This is a genomic window from Streptomyces sp. NPDC091282, from assembly GCF_044757385.1.
In the GTDB taxonomy this organism is placed as follows: domain Bacteria; phylum Actinomycetota; class Actinomycetes; order Streptomycetales; family Streptomycetaceae; genus Streptomyces; species Streptomyces gramineus.
Map to the genome: position 1 here is coordinate 1 of NZ_JBIVUX010000018.1, position 22,411 is coordinate 22,411.

Annotated in this window: 17 protein-coding genes; 7 read left to right on the forward strand and 10 right to left on the reverse strand. The window is 70.7% G+C overall.

What is annotated here, in order from left to right:
• Together ACIQOE_RS41425 and ACIQOE_RS41430 are read left to right on the forward strand one after the other, a co-directional pair.
• Window positions 1-288 (forward strand): lactate utilization protein C (locus ACIQOE_RS41425; protein ID WP_401417275.1); only part of this gene is annotated, 288 nt, incomplete at its 5' end.
• Between the two features lie 56 nt (window positions 289-344).
• Complete coding sequence (locus ACIQOE_RS41430; RefSeq protein ID WP_401417277.1) at window positions 345-1,499, forward strand: ABC transporter ATP-binding protein; 1,155 nt, start codon at window positions 345-347, stop codon at window positions 1,497-1,499.
• A 22-nt stretch (window positions 1,500-1,521) separates the two neighbouring features.
• Here the strand turns inward: ACIQOE_RS41430 and ACIQOE_RS41435 are convergent, their stop codons facing one another.
• The 5 genes from ACIQOE_RS41435 to ACIQOE_RS41455 form a co-directional block, all read right to left on the reverse strand.
• Window positions 1,522-2,118 (reverse strand): hypothetical protein, encoded by a 597-nt coding sequence (locus ACIQOE_RS41435; protein ID WP_401417278.1) that lies wholly within the window; start codon window positions 2,116-2,118, stop codon window positions 1,522-1,524.
• Between the two features lie 43 nt (window positions 2,119-2,161).
• Window positions 2,162-3,103, reverse strand: a complete 942-nt coding sequence (locus tag ACIQOE_RS41440) for an ABC transporter substrate-binding protein (protein WP_362646039.1) — start codon at window positions 3,101-3,103, stop codon at window positions 2,162-2,164.
• Window positions 3,100-3,771: an ABC transporter permease subunit gene (locus tag ACIQOE_RS41445; protein WP_351938870.1), complete on the reverse strand. Its 672-nt coding sequence runs from the start codon at window positions 3,769-3,771 to the stop codon at window positions 3,100-3,102. Before ACIQOE_RS41445 ends, ACIQOE_RS41440 begins: the two co-directional genes overlap by 4 nt.
• Window positions 3,768-4,448, reverse strand: coding sequence for an ABC transporter permease (locus ACIQOE_RS41450; RefSeq protein ID WP_351327657.1), 681 nt, complete (start codon window positions 4,446-4,448; stop codon window positions 3,768-3,770). The genes ACIQOE_RS41445 and ACIQOE_RS41450 overlap by 4 nt, the downstream gene beginning before the upstream one ends.
• A gap of 175 nt (window positions 4,449-4,623) precedes the next feature.
• Window positions 4,624-5,202 carry a TetR/AcrR family transcriptional regulator gene (locus ACIQOE_RS41455; RefSeq protein ID WP_365564078.1) on the reverse strand — a complete coding sequence of 193 codons (579 nt, stop codon included), beginning with the start codon at window positions 5,200-5,202 and terminating at the stop codon, window positions 4,624-4,626.
• 126 nt (window positions 5,203-5,328) lie between these two features.
• Here ACIQOE_RS41455 and ACIQOE_RS41460 point away from each other — a divergent pair, with 126 nt between their 5' ends.
• Together ACIQOE_RS41460 and ACIQOE_RS41465 are read left to right on the forward strand one after the other, a co-directional pair.
• The gene (locus tag ACIQOE_RS41460; RefSeq protein WP_401417279.1) at window positions 5,329-6,186 is read left to right on the forward strand and encodes an AAA family ATPase; all 858 of its coding nucleotides are present in this window, start codon (window positions 5,329-5,331) and stop codon (window positions 6,184-6,186) included.
• Window positions 6,183-7,553, forward strand: coding sequence for a VWA domain-containing protein (locus ACIQOE_RS41465; RefSeq protein WP_401417280.1), 1,371 nt, complete (start codon window positions 6,183-6,185; stop codon window positions 7,551-7,553). The genes ACIQOE_RS41460 and ACIQOE_RS41465 overlap by 4 nt, the downstream gene beginning before the upstream one ends.
• A gap of 28 nt (window positions 7,554-7,581) precedes the next feature.
• On the opposite strand, the gene ACIQOE_RS41470 is transcribed toward ACIQOE_RS41465, so the two are convergent.
• A complete protein-coding gene (locus ACIQOE_RS41470) occupies window positions 7,582-9,858 on the reverse strand; it encodes an MFS transporter (protein ID WP_365564087.1) in 2,277 nt (758 codons plus the stop codon).
• A 281-nt stretch (window positions 9,859-10,139) separates the two neighbouring features.
• Between ACIQOE_RS41470 and ACIQOE_RS41475 the strand changes: the two genes are divergently transcribed.
• From ACIQOE_RS41475 to ACIQOE_RS41485, 3 genes are all read left to right on the forward strand, one after another.
• Window positions 10,140-11,105, forward strand: coding sequence for a pirin family protein (locus tag ACIQOE_RS41475; RefSeq protein WP_363018203.1), 966 nt, complete (start codon window positions 10,140-10,142; stop codon window positions 11,103-11,105).
• Window positions 11,106-11,885: 780 nt separating this feature from the next.
• Window positions 11,886-16,901 carry a hypothetical protein gene (locus ACIQOE_RS41480; RefSeq protein ID WP_401417282.1) on the forward strand — a complete coding sequence of 1,672 codons (5,016 nt, stop codon included), beginning with the start codon at window positions 11,886-11,888 and terminating at the stop codon, window positions 16,899-16,901.
• A gap of 50 nt (window positions 16,902-16,951) precedes the next feature.
• The gene (locus ACIQOE_RS41485; protein ID WP_365567898.1) at window positions 16,952-18,088 is read left to right on the forward strand and encodes an IS630 family transposase; all 1,137 of its coding nucleotides are present in this window, start codon (window positions 16,952-16,954) and stop codon (window positions 18,086-18,088) included.
• Here the strand turns inward: ACIQOE_RS41485 and ACIQOE_RS41490 are convergent.
• From ACIQOE_RS41490 to ACIQOE_RS41505, 4 genes are all read right to left on the reverse strand, one after another.
• On the reverse strand, window positions 18,053-18,838 hold the full coding sequence (locus tag ACIQOE_RS41490; protein ID WP_365567895.1) for a class I SAM-dependent methyltransferase: 786 nt from the start codon (window positions 18,836-18,838) through the stop codon (window positions 18,053-18,055). The genes ACIQOE_RS41485 and ACIQOE_RS41490 overlap by 36 nt on opposite strands.
• A 651-nt stretch (window positions 18,839-19,489) precedes the next feature.
• Complete coding sequence (locus tag ACIQOE_RS41495) at window positions 19,490-20,041, reverse strand: hypothetical protein (protein ID WP_401417284.1); 552 nt, start codon at window positions 20,039-20,041, stop codon at window positions 19,490-19,492.
• Between the two features lie 323 nt (window positions 20,042-20,364).
• The gene (locus tag ACIQOE_RS41500) at window positions 20,365-20,862 is read right to left on the reverse strand and encodes an SAM-dependent methyltransferase (RefSeq protein WP_401417286.1); all 498 of its coding nucleotides are present in this window, start codon (window positions 20,860-20,862) and stop codon (window positions 20,365-20,367) included.
• Between the two features lie 72 nt (window positions 20,863-20,934).
• Complete coding sequence (locus tag ACIQOE_RS41505; RefSeq protein ID WP_401417287.1) at window positions 20,935-22,323, reverse strand: Tat pathway signal protein; 1,389 nt, start codon at window positions 22,321-22,323, stop codon at window positions 20,935-20,937.
• Window positions 22,324-22,411 lie beyond the last annotated feature (88 nt).

A 22,411-nucleotide genomic window follows, 5' to 3' on the forward strand; every position in this document is an offset into this window, starting at 1 on the left:
GCCGAGACCGGCACGATCGTCCTGGACGGCAGCCCCGACCAGGGCCGCCGCCGCATCACCCTCGTCCCCGACCACCACATCTGCGTCGTCCGGACACCCGACCAGGTCGTCTCCTCCGTCCCCCAGGCCCTCGAACGCCTCGACCCCACCCGCCCGTTGACCTGGATCTCCGGCCCCTCCGCGACCAGCGACATCGAACTCGACCGAGTCGAAGGCGTACACGGCCCCCGCACCCTGGAAGTCGTGCTCGTCACGACCGGACCGCCGGGCGCCTGGGCAGCGGCCTGAGCGCACCGTGGCCGCGTCGGCGCGCGGGCCGCACGGGGCGCGGCTAGCGTGAGGGAATGATCCGGTTCGAGCAGGTCAGCAAGCGGTATCCGGACGGCACGACCGCCGTGGACGGCCTCACCTTCGAGGTCCGCGAGGGTGAACTCGTCACTCTCGTGGGTCCGTCCGGCTGCGGCAAGACGACCACCATGATGATGGTCAACCGGCTCATCGAACCGACCTCCGGCCGGATCCTGGTGGACGGCGAGGACATCGCGGGCGTCGACCCGGTCCGGCTGCGCCGCCGGATCGGTTACGTCATCCAGCAGGTGGGCCTGTTCCCGCACCGCACCGTCCTCGACAACACCGCGACCGTCCCGGCCCTGCTCGGCTGGAAGCGGGCCAAGGCCCGTGAGCGCGCCGCCGAACTGCTCGACCTGGTGGGTCTGGACCCGGGGACGTTCGGTCCGCGCTATCCGGACCAGCTCTCCGGCGGCCAGCGGCAGCGGGTCGGGGTGGCCCGCGCGCTCGCCGCGGATCCTCCGGTCCTCCTGATGGACGAGCCGTTCGGCGCCGTCGACCCGGTGGTGCGGGAGCAGTTGCAGGACGAGTTCCTCCGGATGCAGGCCGCCGTGCGCAAGACGGTGCTGCTGGTCACCCATGACATCGAGGAGGCGGTGCGGCTCGGCGACCGGATCGCCGTGTACGGGCAGGGCCGCATCGAGCAGTACGACACGCCGGGTGCGGTGCTGGGGACGCCCGCCACGCCGTGCGTCGCCGAGTTCGTGGGCGCGGACCGCGGGCTGAAGCGGCTGTCGGTGACCGAGATCCAGCCGGACGACCTGGAGCAGCCGCCGGTCGCCCGCCCGGCCGAGTCCGCGGAGAGCGCGGCGGCGCGGTTGCGGGCCGAGGGCGCCCGCTGGGCGGTGGTCCTGGACGAGCGGGGCGACCTGCACGGCTGGGTGGGCGGGGAGGAGCTGGCGGCGGGCGGGACCGTCGGCGACCTCGCGCACCGGATGACCGCGTGGGTGCCGGTCGGCGCCCCGCTGAAGCAGGCGTTCGGCGTGATGTTCCAGTACGACGCGGGATGGGTCGCGGTCCTGGACGGCTCGCGCTTCCTCGGCGTCCTCACCCCGGCCAAGCTCCACGAGGCGTTGCGTCGCTCGGTGGACGCGGACGCGCGGGGCGTCGCACGGGGCCAGGTGCCGTTCGACTCGGTCTCCGACGCCTGACCGTCCCACCGTCCCGCGGGCGTCAGCAGTACGTCACCGGGCAGCCGCGGCGCAGTGAGTGCTGGGCGGCCCGCAGGTACAGCGCGACGTAGAAGGCGGTGTCCAGGTCCTCGGCCCACGGCCCGGGACGGGCGGCGGCGGTCTTCTCGGCCTCGCCCTCCAGGAACCACATCGTCAGGTCGAGGTTGTCGCAGGCCTCGGGTATCGCGTCGACGGGGAGTCCGGTGGCCGCCGCGAGCCGCTCCGCGAGGGCGAGGACCTCGGGTGCGCCGACGATCACGGTCTCGTCGGTGTACGCGGATTCGAGGGGCAGCCGGACCTCCTCGTGGAGCGGGAGCGGCACCAGCACCGACCAGCCCAGGAGCAGTTCCGTCTCCGCGGGCGTCAGCTGCCTGCCGCACAGCGCGGCGAACCCGTCCATGGGCGGTATCAGCTTCTCCTCGAACGACCGGCCCGAGCCGCGCACCAGGCCGGTCGCCTCCGGCACCGACGTGTACGGCGCGAGCCCGCGGCGCTCCAGCTCCTCGTTCAGGGCCGAGGCGACGGCGCCTCTGCCGCCCTCCTCCTCGTCCTCGTCGAACCACTCACCCGCCGCGACACTCACCAGGTAGATCCCCATGCCCCGGAACGTACCGCCCGGCACTGACAACGGGCCCCGGACCTCACTTCACCAGGCCCTTGTCCCGCAGGTACGTCCGGGCCACGTCCTGGGCCAGCCGCCGCCAGCTGTCGACCTGCTGGTTCATGGCGGCCAGGTCGGCGGTGGTCAGGACGTCGTTGAGCTTGCCGAGCGCCTTCGTCGCGCCCTCGCCGCCGGCCCGCGCGCGGTTGACGACCGGGACGACGTAGTCGGCGTTCTGCAGGTGCTTGTCGTCGGCGAGCAGGACCAGGCCGAACTGGCCGAGGGTCGCGTCCGTGGTGGTGGTCAGCACCATCTGGTCCTGGCCGCTCTGCACGGCCCGCTTGGCCACGGTGGTGCCGACGCCCTTCGGGTCGATGCCGGTGATGTCGATCCCGTAGACCTTCTTCAGTCCCGGTTCGCAGTACGGCCGTTGCACGCACTCGTCGCCCGCGGCGAGCCGTACCGGCAGGCCGGAGGCGCCGAGGTCGCTGAGGGTTCTGAGGTGGTGCTCGCGGGCGAAGGCGGCGGTGACCGCGAAGGCGTTCTGGTCCACCGCGCGTCCCGGGTCCAGGACGGTGAGGCCGCGGGGGGTGGCGAGCCGGCGCAGCGCCTTCATCGTGGCGTCGAGGTCGGGCGAGCCGACGGGCGGTGCGTCGGGGCCGTTGGCCTTGGCGTTGAGCCAGTCGGCGAAGGTGGCCGCGTACTCCGGGACGACGTCGATCTGCCCGGACTCCAGGGCGGGTTCGTAGATCTCCCGGTTGGCCACGGTGATCAGGGAGGTCCGGTAGCCGGCCTGGTTCAGCAGCTGGGCGTACATCTGGGCGAGCAGGTCGCTCTCGGTGAAGCCGGCCGAGCCGACGGTCAGGTGCCGGCTGTCGCCCGGCGGTGCGGTCACCTCGCCGCGGTTCTCCAGGGAGGGGCCGGTGGTGCACGCGGTGAGGGTGAGCAGCAGCGCGGCCGGTACCGCCGTACGGGTCCTCACCGCGCGCCCCGCGCCCAGGCCGGGCCGAGCCGTTCGACGAGTTCGAAGACGCCCTCCACGACCAGGGCGAAGGCGGCGACCAGGATCGCGCCGGCGACCACCTGGGGGGTGCTGGCCAGGTTGAACCCGGCGGTGATGATCCGTCCCAGGCCTCCGCCGCCCGCCAGTGCCGCGATGGTCGCCGTGGCCACGAGCTGCACGGCGGCGATCCGCACCCCGTTGAGGAGCAGGGGCAGGGAGAGCGGGAGTTCGACGCGGAACAGCATCTGCCGGCCGGTCATCCCCATGCCGCGGGCCGCCCGGACGACGCTCCGGTCGACCTCGCGCATGCCGACGTAGGCGTTGGTGAGCAGCGGCGGTACGGCGAACAGCACGAGGGCCACCACCGTGGGGCCCTCGCCCCAGCGGCCGACCGGGGTGAGGAGCAGCAGGACCAGGACGGCGAAGGTGGGGACGGCTCGGCCGACGTTGGAGATGTTCACGGCGAGCGCGCCGCCCCTGCCGAGGTGGCCGAGGACGAGTGCGACCGGCAGGGCGACGGCGCAGCTGATGACGAGGCAGACGACGGTGAGGACGAGGTGCTGGAGCAGCCGGTGGCCGATCCCGTCGTCGCCGGCCCAGTGCGCGGAATTCGTGAGCCAGTCCCAGGCCTCGGTGAGCGTGGTCATGTGCGGGCCGCCCGGGTCCACGGGGTGAGCAGCCGCTGCACGCCGAGCAGCAGCAGGTCGGCGGCGACGGCGATGAGCACGCACAGGACGGAGGCGGTGAGCACCTGGGCCTTGAAGTAGGTGTTCATGCCGGCGTAGATCAGGTTGCCGAGTCCGCCGAAGCCGACGATGGCGCCGACGGTGACCAGGGAGACCGCCGAGACGGTGGCGACGCGCAGTCCGGCCATCGCGGCGGGCAGGGCGAGCGGCAGTTCGACGGTGAGCAGGAGGCGGACCGGGCCGTAGCCCATGCCGCGGGCGGCCTGCCGGGTCTCCTCGGGAACGGCGCGCAGGCCCGCCAGGATGTTCCGGACGAGCAGGGTGAGCGAGTAGAGGACCAGTCCGGCGACCACGAGGGTGGCGGAGAGGCCGTAGAGCGGCAGGAGCAGGGAGAACATCGCCAGGGACGGGATGGTGTAGAGGATCGTCGTGACGCCGAGGACGGGCGCGGCCGACCAGCGCCAGCGGCGGGCCAGCACGGCCAGCGGGACGGCGATGGCGAGGCCGATGAGCACGGAGACGACGGTGAGCCGGAGATGCTGGCCGACCGCGTCGAGGAGGATCTGGCGGCGGCTGCTCAGATAGGCCCCGCAGATCCACTCGTTGCGCGCGAGGCAGTCGTCGGGCGGCGCGGTCACGCGTCCATTGCATCGGCCGGGCGGCGTCCCGGCACGTTGTGCTGACCCGTCCGGGGTCGCGGACCGGCCGGTGGCCGCGCCGGGCCCCGGCGGCGGTGGCGATGTCGGTGGCGCAGGCGCGGTGGCGGTGGCGGTGGCTGTGGCGGTAAAGGCGACGGTGGGGGTGGCGGTGGCCCTACGCCATTCCGCCGGCGTCCATCAGGGCCGCCGCCGTTCCCGCGGCCAGGCCGTCGTCCAGGTGCTCGATGCGGGCGCCGGCCCGGGCGCCGGCGCCGTCGAAGACCAGCATCAGCTGCCGGGCGAGGACGGCCGGGTCCGCCGCGCCGCCCTGTTCGGCCTGCTCACGGAAGAAGCCCACCAGCCGGTCCTTGACGGCGCGGGCCACCATGCTCGCCGGGTGTTCGGGATCCTTCAGCTCGACCAGGACGGCGAGGTACGGGCAGCCCTGGTAGCCGGGGTTCGCGGAGCCCTTCGCCAGCTGCTCGAAGACGTACAGCACCCGCTCCCTCGGCGTGGCCGGCGCGTCCGCGCCGTCGGCGGGCGTGAGCTGGGCCTCGTACCAGGGCCTGCGCCGCTCCAGGCTGGCGGCCAGCATCTCGTCCTTGCTGTCGAAGAGCTGGTACATCGAGCGCTTGGACACGCCGGCCGACCTGCACAGCGCCTCGACGCCGACGGAGACGCCGTCGCGGTAGAAGAGCTCGGCGGCCGCTTCGAGCAGCCGGTCACGGGGGGACGCCTTGTCGGTGGTGGCCATGGGCCCGAGGTTACCGCGGAACGGCCGGTTGGGAAACCGATCGGTCTACAGGGTGGCAGGAGAGGTGAACAAGCGCTTAGATAGGAGGTCGGAACCGCTCACGACCCTGATCAGCCGGAGGCCCCGTTGTTCACTTCCGTCGACGACGTCTCCGCCCGGCTCGCGGAGACCGGCTACCTGGCCTCCCCCGCCGTCGCCACCACCGTCTTCCTGGCCGACCGGCTCGGCAAGCCGCTCCTCGTCGAGGGACCCGCCGGGGTCGGCAAGACGGAGCTGGCGAAGGCCGTCGCGACGGTCGCCGGCGCCGAGCTGATCCGGCTGCAGTGCTACGAGGGCGTGGACGAGTCCCGCGCGCTGTACGAGTGGAACCACGCCAAGCAGCTGCTGCGCATCAGCGCCGGCCGCGACGAGACCTGGGACGAGGCGCGCACCGACATCTTCAGCGAGGAGTTCCTGCTCCCGCGCCCGCTGCTCACGGCGATCCGGGGCGACGATCCGAAGGTGCTGCTGGTCGACGAGACCGACAAGGCCGACGTCGAGGTCGAGGGCCTGCTCCTGGAGGTGCTCAGCGACTTCCAGGTGACCGTCCCCGAGCTGGGCACGGTCACCGCGACCCGCCGCCCGTTCGTGGTGCTCACCTCGAACGCGAGCCGCGAGCTGTCCGAGGCGCTGCGCCGCCGCTGCCTGTTCCTGCACATCGGGTTCCCCGACGAGGAACTGGAGCGCCGGATCGTCCGCCTGAAGGTGCCGCACCTCACGGAGGCGCTCACCGAGTCCGTGGTCCGCGTGGTCGGTGCGCTGCGGGCGATGGACCTGCGCAAGGTGCCCTCGGTGGCGGAGACGATCGACTGGGCGCGCACGCTGCTGGCCCTGGGTGCGGACACGCTGGACGAGGAGGTCGTACGGGACTCCCTGGGCGTGGTCCTCAAGCACCAGGACGACATCCAGAAGGCGGCCGCCAAACTGGACCTGGACGCGCTGTGAGCACGGCGGCCGACGCTCCCGCCGACCTCGCCGGCCGGCTCACCGGCCTGGTGGGCGCGCTGCGGGCGCACGGGGTGCGGGTGGGCACCGGGGAGACCGTGGACGCGGGCCTGGCGGTGGCGGCGCTGGGCCTGGCGGACCGGGAGCTGCTGCGCGAGGGGCTGGCCGCGACCCTGCTGCACGGAACCGGCCAGCGGGCCGTGTTCGACCAGGTCTTCGACCTCTACTTCCCGCGCGGGGTGGGCGGACCGGACACCGGGCCCGCGGACCGCGACGCCGTACGGGAGCGGCTGGCGGCCGCGCTGGCCGAAGACGACACCGCGCTGCTGCGGCAGCTGGCCGCGCAGGCGGTGGACGGCTTCGGCGGCTACGGGGGCCCGTCGGGCTCGGACGGCTGGTCGTCGTACCAGACACTGGACCGGCTGCGACCGCAGACGCTGCTGGCGCGGGTGCGGGCGGACCTCCGGGCGCGGGGCACGGATCCCGGGTTCACGGACCGGCTGCTGGACGACGAGATCCGGCGGCGGATCGAGACGTTCCGGGGCATGGTCGCGGCGGAGGCCCGGCGCCGGGTGTCCGAGCGGCGCGGCCGGGACGAGATCGCCCGCCGGACGGTGGCCCCGAGCGCCGACCGGGTGGACTTCCTGTTCGCCGGACGCGATCAGCTCACCGAACTGCGCAGAGCCGTGCAGCCGCTGGCCCGCAAGCTGGCGACCCGGCTGGCCGCACGCCGCCGCCGGGCCGCACGGGGCACCATCGACCTGCGCCGCACCCTGCGCGGCTCCCTGTCCACGGGCGGGGTGCCGATGCGGCCGGTGCTGCGCCGGCGCCGGCCGGTCCGGCCCGAACTGGTCCTGCTGTGCGACGTCTCGGGCTCGGTGTCGGGATTCTCCGACTTCACGATGCTGCTGGTGCAGGCGCTGCACGACCAGTTCAGCAAGATCCGGGTGTTCGCCTTCGTCAACCGCATCGACGAGGTGACCGGCCTGCTCGAACACGGCCGGGCGGACCCGGAGGGGCTCGGCGCCCGGATCCGCGCCGAGGCGACGCTCACCGGGTGGCACGGCAGCAGCGACTACGGCGTCTCGCTCGGCGAGTTCGCGGAGCGGTACGGCGCCGCGGTCGGCCCGCGCAGCACGGTGTTCGTGCTCGGGGACGCCCGCACCAACAACCTCGACCCGAACCTCGCGGCCGTCCGCCGGATCTCCGAACAGGCCCGCCGCGTCTACTGGTTGAACCCCGAGGCCCGTTCCCTGTGGGGCACCGGCGACTCGGCGGCACCCGACTACGCCGAACTCGTCGAGATGCACGAGTGCCGTACGGCCCGTCAGCTCAGCTCCCTCGTCGCCCGGTTGCTGCCGGTCTGACCCCCGGCAGCGCGGGCCGCACCGTGAACTACGCTCCCGGGTGGGCGAGTTCGATGTCGTGGTCGTGGACGTCGGCGCCGGAGACCAGTACTCCGGCGGCGTGCGGCGGGTAGCCGGTCGCGATCACCGTGTACGGGCCGGCGTCCAGATCGGAGAAGGCGTACGCGCCGTCCCGGCCGGTGGTGGTCGTGGCGACGACGTTGCCCGCGACGTCCACGAGCGTGACCCGGGCGTCGCCCAGCGGGCCCGAGCCGCCCCGGACCGTGCCGCGCACGTGGGCGCCGGGCCGCAGCTCGACGTCGACGCGGGTGGTGCCGGTCGCGGCGATCTCCACGGGCAGGGCGAGCGGGCGGTGCTTGGGCGAGCTGACGGCGAGGGTCACGGTGCCCGGCACCAGGTCGCCGACCGCGAACTCCCCGCGCCCGTCGGTCTCCCGGGAGGCGAGCACGTCGCCGCGCACGTCGGTAACGACCACCACGGCTCCGGCGACCGGCTCTCCGCCGTCCGCGGCCCGCACCAGCCCGGACAGGCCGCTGGTGCCGCTGAGCAGCACGTCGTACGCGACCGGCTCGGCGCCCACCACCAGTGTGGTGGCCTGCGGGCGGCAGCCGTCGGCGGAGGCTATGAGGACGTACGTCCCCTCGCCGGGCGCCGCCACGGCATAGCGGCCCTCGGCGTCCGCGACCGCGCGGCCGAGCTGGCGGCCGCCGAGGGAGATCAGCGTGACGGCGGCCCGGCCGACGCCGGTCCCGTCGGCGCCGCGCACCCGTCCGCGCACCTGGACACCGTCGTCGGTGAGGTCGACGGTCACCGGCGCCGGGTCCGCGTCCACCGGCGGCGGCCCGGTCACCGGAGGCCCGGCCGCCGGCCCGGCGAGGTCCGCCGCCGGCCGCTTGCGGCGCGGGATGAACGCGGCCACCAGGAGCGCGAGGAGCGCCGCTCCGGAGCCGGACGCCATGACCACCTTGAAGCCGTTCTCGGAGGGCACGGTGACACCGCCGAAGACGTTCGTCATCTGGGCCAGGATCACGCCGGCCACCGCGCTGGCGGTCGACGTACCGATGGACCGCATCAGGGTGTTGAGGCTGTTGGCGGCGGCCGTCTCGTGCGGGTCGACGGCGCCCATGATGAGCGCGGGCATCGCGCCGTAGGCGAACCCGATCCCGGCGCCGACGATGCAGGAGACCAGCACGAGCTGCCAGACGGCGTCCATCAGCACGATGTTGAGCCCGTACCCGGCGGCCACGATCACGGCACCGCACATCAGGGTGATCTTCGGGCCGAAGTTCTTGGAGACGAGGGCCGACACCGGCGCCGTCGCCATCATGACCAGGCCGGTCGGGGCCATCACCAGGCCCGCGTCGAGCAGCGACCTGCCCAGCCCGTAGCCGGTCGCCTCAGGCAACTGCAGGAGCTGCGGAAGCACCAGGGACATCGCGAACATGGAGAACCCGAAGGCGACCGAGGCGAGGTTCGTCACCAGGACCTGCCGGCGGGCGGTGGTGCGCAGGTCGACCAGCGGCTGCCGGGTGCGCAGTTCGTAGGAGCCCCAGGCGAGCAGGATCACCACGGCGGCCGCGAACAGGCCCAGTGTGGTGCCGCTGCCCCAGCCCCAGTCGGCGCCCTTGGAGATGCCGAGCAGGAGACAGACCAGGCCCGCGGCCATGCCGAGGGCGCCGGGCAGGTCGAACCGGCCGCCGGTGCGCACCTTGGACTCCGGCACCAGTGCCACGACCAGCACGGCGGCGACGACGCCGAGCGCGGCCGAGGTCCAGAACAGCACGTGCCAGTCGAAGTGGTCCGCGATCAGCGCGGCGGCGGGCAGGCCGAGCGCGCCGCCGACGCCGAGCGAGGCGCTCATCAGCGCGGTGGCCGAGCCGAGCCGTTCGGCGGGGAGTTCGTCGCGCATGATGCTGATGCCGAGCGGGATCACGCCCGAGGCCAGGCCCTGCAGCGCGCGGCCCACGATCATCGGTACGAGGGTGTCGCTGAGCGCCGCGGTGACCGAACCGGCGACGAGCATGACCATGCTGGTCAGCAGCATCAGCCGCTTGCCGTACATGTCGCCGAGCCGTCCCATGACGGGCGTGGCAACGGCGGCGGCGAGCAGGGTGGCGGTGACGGCCCAGGCCGCGTCGGACGCGGAGGCGTCGAGCAGTTTCGGCAGCTCGGGCACGATGGGGATCACGAGGGTCTGCATCAGCGAGACCACGATCCCGCCGAAGGCCAGCACCGCGACGACTACGCTCGCCCGCGGCGCCGCGGGCTCCCCCGCCCTGGTCGGCGAGGGCTGTGCGTGGGACATGGTCGAGCCTCCGTAGGGCCGTCCGACTCTGCACGACCCTCCCGAATGTAAGTCACTTGATTTACTTAAGCAAGCAGAGCCGCCCGCCGCTCCGGTGCCTCGCCGTCGCACCCCGAAGTGCCCGCGCCCGAAGGCGAGTTGCCGAGGGACCGCGGCACGGCACCGGCCGCCGCGCACGGTCCTGCCACCGGCCGCCCGGCCCCCGGCGAGGTGAAGGACGGGTTCCGCATCACCGGCCGAGCGCTCGGCAACCGGGACCTTATGGGGCTAAGTTGGGCGGCATGAGCAACCTTGACCGTGCGCCCGTCCCGAGCGTGTGCGGTGGCCGCGGATTCGTCGTCGCCGAACCCGTCCGCGAGCTGCTGAGTCCCCGCCACGTACAACTCGGCGAGTCCACCGAGGTGCGCCGGCTGCTGCCGAACCTCGGCCGCCGCATGATCGGCGCCTGGGCGTTCGTCGACCACTACGGCCCCGACGACATCGCCGACGAGCCCGGGATGCAGGTCCCGCCGCACCCGCACATCGGGCTGCAGACGGTCAGCTGGCTCCACCAGGGCGAGGTGCTGCACCGCGACTCGACCGGCAGCCTGCAGACGATCCGTCCGCGTGAGCTCGGGCTGATGACCTCGGGCCGGGCGATCAGCCACTCCGAGGAGAGCCCCAGGTCGCACGCCCGGTACCTGCACGGCGCCCAGCTCTGGGTCGCGCTGCCGGACTCCGACCGGCACGTCGAACCGAAGTTCGAGCACCATCCCGACCTGCCGACCGTCACCGCGCCCGGCCTCACCGCGACGGTGATCCTCGGCTCCCTCGACGGCGCGGCCTCCCCCGGCACGACGTTCACCCCGATCGTCGGCGCCGACCTGACCCTCGGCCGCGGGGCGGACCTGCGCCTGCCCCTGGAGCCGGACTTCGAGTACGGCGTGCTGGCGATGTCCGGCGAGGTGAACGTCGACGGCGTACCGGTGCTCCCGGGCTCCATGCTCTACCTCGGCTGCGGCCGCACCGAACTGCCGCTGCGCGCCGAGTCGGACGCGTCGGTCATGCTCCTGGGCGGCGAGCCGTTCGAGGAGGAGCTCATCATGTGGTGGAACTTCATCGCCCGGTCTCAAGATGAGATCGTACAGGCCCGAGAGGACTGGGAGAAGAGCACCCGCTTCGGGGAAGTAAAGGGCTACGACGGGGCTCCGCTTCGGGCGCCGACGCTGCCCGAGACCCCCCTCAAACCACGAGGGCGAGCGCGCTGACCAGGTAAAATACAGGAACAGGGCCTCAAGTCTTCACAGCCGCCCGACCGCCTGCCTCACCATGCCATTCAGTGGCGCAAGTGCCATCGGAGGCCGTCGCGGCAGCGCCTCCGAGGGGCTTCTCAATTCCAGGGTGTGGGCATCTACGGGCGGCTGTGTCAGGACGAACGCTGACCCAATGCTGACTTTACTGACAAGTAGTTAGATCCATGCGATGCGAGCAAGTCGATCTTGCTGGGGTCGGGGTGCGGGTGCGAGGGGGTTGGCGCTGGCGTGTGACGGTGGACCGGCCGAGCGTGCCACGGGAATCACAGTGCATCGTTGGACCGCTTACCGCATCCTTGTACAGGTTCCACAACTCATGGTGAATCGCAACAGGTGTCTGCGGGCCCCGGACGCGTCCCTGCTGCACCGGTTCCGCGACCGCGCCCCATCACGAGACTCGGCCAAACCCTCTGTGATCGCCGCCTCGATGAGTCGTCATGAGAGGCCGGTCACCCGAACCCCGAAGGGGGCGAAGGCCGGACCAAGCCACTGCCTTGCCGGTCACTGGATAGGCCCGTTCCCGGGGACCCGCGGGACGTCGGGCCTTCGCGTCACCACGGTTCCGTAGCCCTTCGCACAGCGTTAGCGGGCACGGACCGAGGGCGGTGCCGGCGCGTGGCCGGTGCCGGACCCGACCGGCCCCTGGCAGTGGCGCAGACTGCCGAGTCAGTCCGGTCCTCTAGGCTGGGTTTTCATGCGCGCGCTGTGAGGCGGCAGGACGGTCAGAGGACGGCAGTGGCGGACAACGGCAGCAGGGCACACAACTGGCAAAGCATCCGGGAATGGGACTCAAGCCAGCATCGCGCCTTTGAAGAACTGTGCTTCCAGCTCCGCACGCCAGCGCCTCCGGGCTGGGAGACGATCAAGACGGCTGCCCCGGACGGCGGCGTGGAATGGTACGACCAGGCCCCCGACGGGAGCGCCGCGCACGGATACCAGGTCAAGTTCGTGCACCGCATCGAAGACCTGATCCCCCAGGCGAGGAAGAGCGCCAAGACGGTCGGCGAGAATATCGCGAACCGGAAGATCGTCCGGCTTGAGTTCCTGACGCCCTTCGACCTCTCCGACCCCACGCCCTTCACCCCGAGCGGCGCGCGGCGTGCCGGTGCACGGGAGCGGTGGAACACCGCCGTCGCCAAGTGGAAGAACGAACTGCCCGGTCTCGCCGACGTCGACATCCGCTATGTCGGCGGTGGCGAACTGCTGGAACGCCTGACCCGGCCCGGCAATGAGGGGCGCCAGTGGTTCTTCTTCGAAAAGCGCGCGCTGGGCACTGAGTGGTTCCGCGAACAGGTCACGCTTGCCGAGCGTCTGGCCGAGTCTCGGTACACCCCGGAACACCATGTGGCGTTGCCGCTGGCCCGGGTGGCGGATGCGTGTGCCCTGCCGCAGGAATTCCTGCGGCAGGTAGTACGGCAGGCCCAGGATCTGCGGGCCGCTGTCGAGGTGCTCCTCGCCAAAGTGACGTGGTGGCATGAGCGCTATCCCGCGCCGGCGGGCAGCCCGGCGCACGGAGCGCTGTCACAGTGGGTGCAGTCGTGGACGCAGCCGCTGCGCGAGGGCGCGGACTCCCTGGTCCGGGATCTTTCGGCGGCATCGGCGAGTTCCGGTTTCCCTGCCGAACAGGCAGCTGCTGTGGCCGAGGAGATGCTGGAGGTGCTGGGTGAATTCGGCGGCCTGGCTGACCGGTTCGCCGCGGAACCGCCTGAAGACGATGAGGATCCGGCGCCGCCTCTGCCACGGCCGGGCACAGGGCGCGCACGGACTGCGTCTGGGAGTGTGGAGTCGTTGCGCGAGGGCGCTCTGGCTCGTGCCCACGGCGCTTGCGAGCAGGTGCTGAGCCTGCTGCGTGGCTCCGCTGCCCGGGCGGCGGAGAAGGGCGCGTGGCTGCTGCTCGGGAAGGCCGGGCAGGGCAAGACCCATCTGCTGGTCGATGCCGCGCGAAGAGCTGTGGACGCGGGTCGGCCGGCGCTGGTCGTGTTCGGGCAGGAGCTCAGCGGGCAGGGCGCCTTGAGCGAGATCGCGCAGAGGCGCGGGCTGGGCCAGCTGCCTGAGCGGGACTTCCTCCAGGCGATGGACGCCGCCGGCGCGGCCAGCGACTGCCGCTTCCTGCTGATCATCGATGCCCTCAATGACTCCGCCGATGCCCGGAACTGGCAGAGCGAACTGCTCGCCCTCCAGGGGCGTCTGGCCGGATACCGGCACATCGCCCTGGTGGTGTCCTGTCGCTCGACCTTCAGGTCTCTGGTCGTGCCCGACCGTTTCGACGGGCCGACGTCGGTGCACCCAGGCTTCGCGGGTCGGGAGATGGAAGGTCTCGAGAGCTACCTCCGGGGAAAACCGGCTGCCCTTCCCAACACGCCGCTGCTCGCCTCGGTCTTCACCAACCCGCTGTTCGTGAAGCTGTACGCGGACAGCCTGCGGCGGAGCCGGGGTACGTTCGGCCCGAGCAGCCGCCCGCGCAACCGCAGCGCGGTGTTCGACGCCTATGTCGATCACCGGGCCGAGGCCATCTGTTCCCGGCTGAGGCTGGACCCCCTGGACCGGCCCGTGCACCGTGCGGTGGACGCCCTTGCCTCGTACATGGCCGCCGAGCACCTTTCCGTGCTTCCGCGTGACAAGGCCCGTGACCTTGCCGATGCCTACGCGCCTACGGCCACGGCGTGGCCGGACACCATGCTCGGGCAGCTCCTTGATCAGGGGATCGTGTCCCACGAGCGGACGGCCTACGGGGCCGAGGCGGAAATCGGCATCGGTTTCCCGTACCAGGCGTTCGGTGACGACCGCATCGTACGGTCGGTCTTCGCCGCCCACGAGGACGAGATCGAGTCGCTGCGTCAGGGCGGGCTGCCGACCGCCGACTCCCCTCTGCGGGACTGGCTGCGCCAGGCCGCCCCGAACTATCTGGAGGCCGCGTCGGTTCTCCTTCCCGAGCAGGCCGGCTGGGAGCTCATCGACCTGCTCGCTTCCTCTCCCGGCGCCACGACGGACGCCCCCGGGCCCGACGGCCGGGCGGCCTCGCGGCGCCGCCTGCTGGCCCGGAGCTTCCTGGAGACGCTTCCCCTGCGCAGTACACATAGCGTCAATGAGCGCACCATCGCCCTCCTCAACGAGACAGCTGCCTCCTACGGACGCCCTTCCGACGTCTTGGAGGCTGTCCTGGCGGTCACCGCGGAGCCGGGGCATCTGCTGAACGCCGACCGCCTCCACCGGGTACTCGCGAGAAGGCCGCGACCCGACCGTGACGCGTGGTGGGGCGTCGAGACATACGAGATGCTGTGGGACGTCACCGCGCTGCACCGGCTGCTGCGCTGGGCCGAGCAGTACCCCACCCCTCAAAATCTCCACCCTGCGTCCCGTCCGGCCCGGCCCCGGCTCGGGGACCGGACACGCCAGCCCGTGACGGCGCATGGCGGCTCTGACGCGGAAGTGGTCCGGTTGGCGGCCACGACGCTGGTGTGGACCCTCACCTCCTCCAACCGGTTCCTGCGGGACCGTGCTACCAAGGCCCTCGTGCAGCTGCTCCTGGGGCACGGAGACGTTCTCGTGTCCCTCCTGGACAGCTTCCTGCACGAGGACGCCGAGAAGGTGGACGATCCCTACCTCTTCGAGCGTCTGGTGTGGGTCGCGTACGGGGTGGTGGCCCGCCGTGGCGAGGGCCAGGGCGAGCACGGCCTCCTGAGCCAGGTAGCACGCCGGATCATCACGTACGTCTACGGCGAGGTCGCTTCGCCCGCGCACGCCTCGAGGAACGCGCTGCTGTGCGACGCGGCCACCCGCATCGTCACCATGGCCCGCAGCGCAGGTGCCGTCACCGGCGATGAAGCAGACCTGGTCAGGCATCCCCATGCCTGCCCGGAGGTCGGACAGGCCCCGTCGAAGGAGGACCTCGACGCTCTTTTCCCCCGGCGGGAACTGGACAGGTCGCTGTGGGGAGCGATCCGCTCGTCCCTGTCGTCGCTGGGAGACTTCGCGGACTACGAAGTCCGGCCGGCCGTCAGTCACTTCAGCATGCTGCCTCTCGCATCGGACTATCCCCGCCGGCCCGCGTGGCAGCGCCGCGATGATCCTGTCGCGGTGGACACCGCCCGCATCCCGGCCTTCGCGGAAAGCCTCCCGGAATCCGTCCGGCCAGCCCTCGCTACGCCAGACGCTGTCACGCAGCTCCTCACCGGCTGGACGGCGCGGCAGGTCCTCGACCAGAACCAGTACGCGCTGCTGCAGGACTGCAAGGAGCCGCCGGCCGAGGACGAACGCCTCGCCGATGCCCAGGTGGACGCGGCCTGGGCCGCGAGGTGGATTCTCGCCCGCGTCGCCGACCTCGGGTGGTCACCGGAGCTCTTCGCCGAGTTCGACACGCTCCGCGGACGCGTGTCCGGCTCCCGCCAGTCCCACAAGGGCGAACGGATCGGCAAGAAGTACCAGTGGATGGCCCTTCACGAGTTGGTCGAACGGCTGGCGAACCACCATCACCCCCACCGGACCTCCGAGGACGACACCGCCGAATACCCCGGTGCGGCACGGCTGTTCCTGCTCGACATCGATCCCTCCCTTCCTCCGGCCCGGCACCCGTTCGCCGAGACCGACGACGAAGGCGGCCGCGGCGAAGCGGACCACGCGACCTTTCCGGCCTCCGGTCCTGGGCACCCGCTCGCACCGCCCGTCCCTGCACTGCCCGCCGACGGTATCGACGAGTGGATCAGCCAGCCGGGCAACCTGCCCGGTCTTGAGGAACTGGGTGTGCGGGCTGACGGCGAGGGCAGAGAGTGGATCGTGCTGGACGAGCATGCCGCGGACGACCACGACGGCCGCGGCTGGAACATCACCCGCGGACAGGCCGAGCAGCGGCACCGCATCCAGAGCTGGATCGTGTCCGATGCCCAGTTCGCCAGCCTGCTCGCATGGCTCAAGGGCCGCTCCCTCACGAACCGGCTGATGCCCGAAGGACTCGACCGCCACAGCCTCCTCCTCGCTGACTTCCCCACCGTGCCCGGGCCCTGGACCGACCCCGGCCCCGATGCCTGGCACGTGCGTACGTTCCAGCACCAGGACCACGAATCCGCTCAAGAGGACCCGGACGGCTTCGAAGACGCTGAGGGTGACGACGCCCTGGCGACGCCGGAGGCGGCCCCTGGACCGGCTGCTGGCACCGGGCAGGTGGACGCCCTCGCCGTCTGGGAGAAGAGGCGGGAGAAGAGGCGGGCCGAATCACTCGCCGACCTCGCGCAGCAGTGGGCGGACGGCCCGGCCGACGACAAGGACAACTGGCTGGAGCGCACCCTCGCCGCACAGTCGCAGGCCCGGATCGACCAGGCCACGGACCCCGCCGGCCAGCCCGTCACCGCCGTCCCGACCACCCAGACCTACAGCTGGGGTGCACAAAGCTCCGACTGCTCCCTGGATGCATCCGTATCCGTGACGCTGCTCAGTGACCCGCTCCTGCGGGACAGCGAACTCCGACGAGACCCCGACCGGCCCTGTTGGTACGACACCGATGGACGGCTTCAGGTGCAGTACCTCTCGTGGGACCGCCCGACCGGCACGGCCTACAGCCTCCTTGTCTCCCGCGAGTGGCTCGAGCAGCAGCTCCAGCGCACAGGCCACTGTCTGGTCCAGGGGATGCTCGGCGAACGACAGCCCGTCACTTCCGAACGCCCCTTCATCTGGAGGGAATTCAGCCAGACCGCAGGCCACACCGCGCACGGGCAACGGACACTAGTGCCGCATCAGACAACGTTCGCCTCGTTGTGACGCGCCGTCCGCCTACGGGCCGGACGGCGCGCGTCGGCCATGCTGTCCTGGTGGCTGAACGTGTTCGGGTGCGGGAGATCGACGACGATGAGGGCCAGAGACTGCTGCGGATCATCCGCCGGGGCAGCGGGTCCGTGGTGACCTGGCGGCGGGCCCAGATGGTGCTGCTGTCCGCGCAGGGCATGCCCGTCGACAAGATCGCGACGGTGACGTTCACCAGCCCGGACCGCGTCCGCGACGTCCTGCACAACTTCAATGCCGACGGCTTCGACTCGCTATACCCGAAGTGCAAGGGCGGGCGCCCCAGGACGTTCACGCTGCCTGAGCGTCGCGAGATCAAGAAGATCGCCAAGTCCAAGCCGGCCGAGCACGGCCTGCCCTTCTCGACCTGGAGCCTGGTCAAGTTGGCCGACTTCCTGGTCGCCGAGGGGGTGGTCGACGACATCAGCCACGAGGGCCTTCGGGTCCTGCTCCGCGAGGAGGGCGTCTCCTTTCAACGTGTGAAGACCTGGAAGTCCTCGAACGACCCCGACTACGCCCCGAAGAAGGCCCGAGTCGAGCACCTCTACGCGATCGCCGACGGCGAGGTCGTCCCCGAGGAAGGCGAGCCCGAAGTCATTTTCTGCATGGACGAGTTCGGCCCGCTCAACCTCCAGCCCCACCCCGGACGCCAGTGGGCCGAGCTCGGCGGCAAGCACAAGGACCCCGATCGCGAGCCACGGCCCCGACGCCGTGCGACCTACACCCGCCCGCACGGTGTCCGGCACCTGTTCGCCGCCTACGACCTGGGCAAAGATCAGCTGTACGGCCACATCAAGAAGACCAAGAACCGCTCCAAGTTCCTGGAGTTCTGCCGCTATCTGCGCTCCCTGCACCCCGTCGGGAAGCGCATCGCGATCGTGTGTGACAACTACTCGCCGCACCTCACCACGAAGCGGTGCCGCCGGGTCGCGGACTGGGCCGAGGCGAACAACGTCGAGATCGCCTACACCCCGACTAACTCCTCATGGCTGAACCGGATCGAGGCCCAGTTCACCGCCCTGCGCTACTTCACCCTCGACGGCACCGACCACGCCAGCCACAAGGAGCAGGGCAGCATGATCCGCCGCTACATCATCTGGCGGAACAAGCACGCCGCCCAGGACGAGCGCCTACGCGAAGTCGTGAACAGGGCGAACGTCGCCTGAGGCAGCCGCACTCCCACGGAACAACGCGGTCCACAGGAAGGTCACGCCGAACAATGCTGACTCGGGAGGCTCCTCCCGCATGCGGCGCAGTTGCACCTCCACCAGGTCGGAGAAGATCCAGCGCAGTGATTCGGGCGTGTAGGCGAGGCCACCCTGCAGATCGCGCTGGCGGTAGAGGTCCGCGTCGGCGAGATCCGACCCCATGCCCTGCTCGCCGGCGGCGAAGCAGGTGAGCGCGAGATGGCCGCCGGGGGCCAGGACGCGGTCGAGAAGGGCCAGGTAGCTGACCCGGCGGTGGGGCGGCAGGTGGTGGAAGCACCCTGAGTCGACTACCAGGTCGTACGGACCGCTCAACTCGGCGGCAGGGAGGGCGAAAGCGTCACCGCACAGGAAGCGGACGTCGACCCCGGCCTCGTGAGCCCGGTCCTCGCCCCAGGCGACGGCCACCGGGGAGAGGTCGACGGCGTCCACCGCGAAGCCGCGCGAGGCGAGGTACAGGGCATTGCGGCCCGCCCCACACCCCAGGTCCAGGGCCCGGCCGGGAGCGATCAGACCCTGGTCGAGGTAGGCGGCCAGGTTCTCGTCCGGCTTCGACACGAAGAACGGGACCGGCCTTGACCGGTCGGTGTAGAAGCGATCCCAGAAGTCCTTGCCGTCACCCGTCGCCAAGCGGCCGGCCTCGGATTCAGATGCGAAGAGCCCGTCCAAGAGCGCGAGAACGTCCTCGACGGTGCGTACGGTCCGGTCCATCCGGCCCCCTTTCGACCGAGGGCGATCATAGGAGCGAGGATGATAAAAGACCAGGTCAGGCGGTATATGGAGACGACTGGAATGGGCTGCTGCGAGCCCCGGAGGGCACCGCCAAGCAACCCACTCCAGACCCGGACCCTGTGTCCGCTCAGCCATCCATCAGGAGCCAGGATGGGACCTTCCAGGGCTCCGGCGAGGACACTATTTTGACGATTCCAGCAGTGCTACAGGGCGAACGTTGTCTGATGCGGCACTAGGAACCTCCGTCACCACGCTCAGCAGAAGTCTCGGATAACCGATGAACAGCCGAGCGAAGGGCGCGCAGGCCAGCGATCAGTTCCCGAGCCGGGAAATACCTTCCTCGCCTGCGATGTGCTCGGTCAAGAGGTCGGCGACGTCCGTACGAACGGGCCCGCGGCTGACGTCCTGGTCACGGGCCAGGGGCGATGGACTGGCTGCCCAGGCACACTGTGGGCACATTGTCGATCTTGTCGGCTGGCTTGGGCGGGCGGCGCCCGCCCAAGGGCCCCTTGGCCTCGGGGTCGGCTCGGACGGCCTTCACCTTTACGCGATGCACTGCCCGGCCGATGGTCCTGCAGTGCTCGCTATGGTGTTGAGGCGCCCTCTCTTCGGTTCCTCGGTTTTCGACGGTCAGACGGACAGCCAGTGGCGGGCTCGGTTCGAGGTGATCTGAAGGACCCCTGGATCGCTTTGAGGCTTGGCCCAGATCTGCAGGTGGAAGGCGTCGATCGGCACGGCGGAGTACAGGTCGAACGCCTGGTCCATGTGTCGGGCGTGGTAGCGCAGGCGGTACCAGCCCGCGCCAGCTGGCATGGGTGGCAGAGCGATGAACTTGCTGCCGCCTTCCCAGGCACTGACATGGAACGTTTCAGTGTCGACTTGAAGGCTCACTTCGACCGCGTCCTCGTAGTCCCCGAGAAGCGGATCCGGCTCCCGGGCGTGGACCGATACCGTCAGGTCGGTGACGCCGCTGTTAAGGCCGGTGACGAGGAAGGCCCCACCACGTACGGTTCGCAGGATGCCTGCGTGAGATTCTCCGGGCACTTTCGGCTCAGGGTGAACGGTGCGGTGGAGGTTGCGGTCGAGCAGATAGAACTGCGCATAATTCACGGGGAATTCGGCCGCGTGGATATAGGTGTTCTCGGGATCTCCCGACACGACAGTCTCGATTTTTCCGGTCACGCGACTTCCTCCGTATGTATAGTGCACGCCTGGCTCCGCGCCAGGAACCGGTGGCTGCCTCTGACGAGATCAGAAAGGACCACCACCGTGTGCCGCCACTGGCCACCGTGCCCCAGGGCTGACGCGAAGGCCGACGAAGACCCATCGTCAGCGACGCCGGGCTTAGAGAAATCGATTGCATCCACGACTTTGCTTACGACTTTCGCGCGAAACCCCCTTGCCGAGGGGGCGTTGGCAAAGGCGCTCATGGCTCCTGGATTACCTTTCCAAACCCCCACGGACAGGGCGTGATGTACGCCCGCACCGGCTACAGCGTCGCGGCGTTACGGCAGACGTACCTCCGGGCGCTCCGCTGCGTCACGCCAGTAGTCGGCGAGCATCTCGCCCGGCCACATCGGCTGGCGGACGGAGCCTCGAGGCCCCATTTCCTGGAAGTAGGGGGCCAGGTCAACCACTGGCGTCCCGTCGACTGCATCGAGGTCGGTCACGAGAAGGTCGCGGCCGTCGACGTCCAGCAGCCTCGGGTAGCTGACTGCCAGCTGGTTGGGGCGCCTGTGGTTTCGGTGGACGAATGTTCCCGTCGCCGGCCACTGCGCGTTGCCCCTGGGGCTGCGCGCGTGGAGCTGCACGTCCTGTGGCTGTGCCAGGTGGAAGCGCCACGTCACCGTCAGGTGGGAAAACTCCCCGATTCCCTGCAGCGTTTCAAGGGGGTATGCCTCGTCGAGTCGGATGACAGAGTCGACCCCAGCTTGGTAGTCGTCCTGAACGCGGGTGTGGCCACCGACGACCGTTGCGATCGATTCGACTTCGTACGTCTTCACCGGTACCTACTCCTCTTCTTGGTCGATGCTCGCCCGCAGACCGCCGTAGGGCATCGAGAGTCCGTGTCGCGATCAGCCTATGGTCCGGAGCATGACTCGTGCCCGGCGGTCCAGCTCGGTGACATGGCGGCCTCCGCGTTGGCGGACCGGCGAGAGGTCGCTCTGGATGCGGACGATGACATCACGCGTCCGGCCGGAATGGACTCCGCTCATGGCGTCGAGTGCCTCGTTCCAGGTTGCGCATGCCTCGTCGAGGTTCCCACGCTGCACCTGGACTGCGCCGAGATAGCCCAGCGTCACGCTGTGAGTTCGGGCGAACTGCTGGCGTCGGCGCGTGGCCACACTCCGCTTGAAATGGATCTCCGCATCGAGCGGCTGACCTATGTCGCGCAGAGCGCAGGCCGTCTCGTGGGCGAGGGAGGCTTCCTGGAAGAAGCCGACGCGTGTGGGGGCTTCTGCGGTGTCGGCGCGGGCCAGGTCCCGCTCCGCGCGACTGATGGCCGCGAGGGTGCCGACACGGTCGCCGTCGACCGCGAGTGCGCGAGCGTGGACGATCGCGAGCAGCGCCTTCTCTCGATGGCTGGCCCGACCGTAGTGGTCGCGGGACATCGAGGCATCGGCCAGGGCGAGGGCCCTGCGCGGATGCCCGAGGTCGACGGCCTGATGGGCGAGGGCGCGCAGCACGTGGCCGCCGAGCGGTCCGTCGCCTGCCTCGGCCGCGATCCGGGCGGCGATGGTGAGGTAGCGCTGTGCAGTGCGGTGTTCGCCGGCGTCAAATGCCATCCAGCCAGCGAGGTAAGTCATCTCCGCAACAGCAGAGTAGGTGTCTCCGCGGAGCCGATCTGTTCGAAATCGGTCGCCAAGCAGCGGCACCGCTTCGTCGAGCAGGTGGCTGGCGAGGGCTTTGCGACCAGAAGCTCCGCCCCGTTGCTGGTCACGCGCGGAGTAGTAGACCGTGACGTCGCGGACGTCGTCGACGTCGGCTTGGGTCACCGAGCGCGAGGAAGCTGGTCGGCGGTTCGCTGCTGTGGCGGGGGCGGCACTCCACCACGAAGTGGCGGGCAGGGCAGAGCCGGCGGCGGAGTAGGCGGCGGTGACCAGCAGCTTGCGTCGGTGCATGTCGAGATCGTCGCTTCCCAGCTCGGCCAGTGCGGTCACAGGGTCGACGCTCCAGTCGGATCCGGTGTCGGTCGTGCCTGTCGGCTCTTCTTCCAGCCCGAGGTCGGCAAGGGTGAGATGGCGGCCGAGCCTGCGGGACAGCGCCTCACGCAGGATATGCGGCCCTTGGCCGCTGGGCTTCGTGCCGAGGACCCACATGGAGATGTGCGAGCGGGAGATCGCCTCCAGTTCACGCACTCCGGACTCCGCGGCCACGCGGGCGACAGCGGCGGCGGCTTGCGGCTGGGACCAGCCTGCTTCGCGCAAGAGCGCGGCGAGGGCGACGTTGCGTTCACGGGCCATGGGCTGCCCCTCGGTTCCGAAATGATCTTTGGCGCCTTTGGCGGCCTTCCCGTCCGCGAAGGCATACCGCTCACGCGGTTTTCGCGGT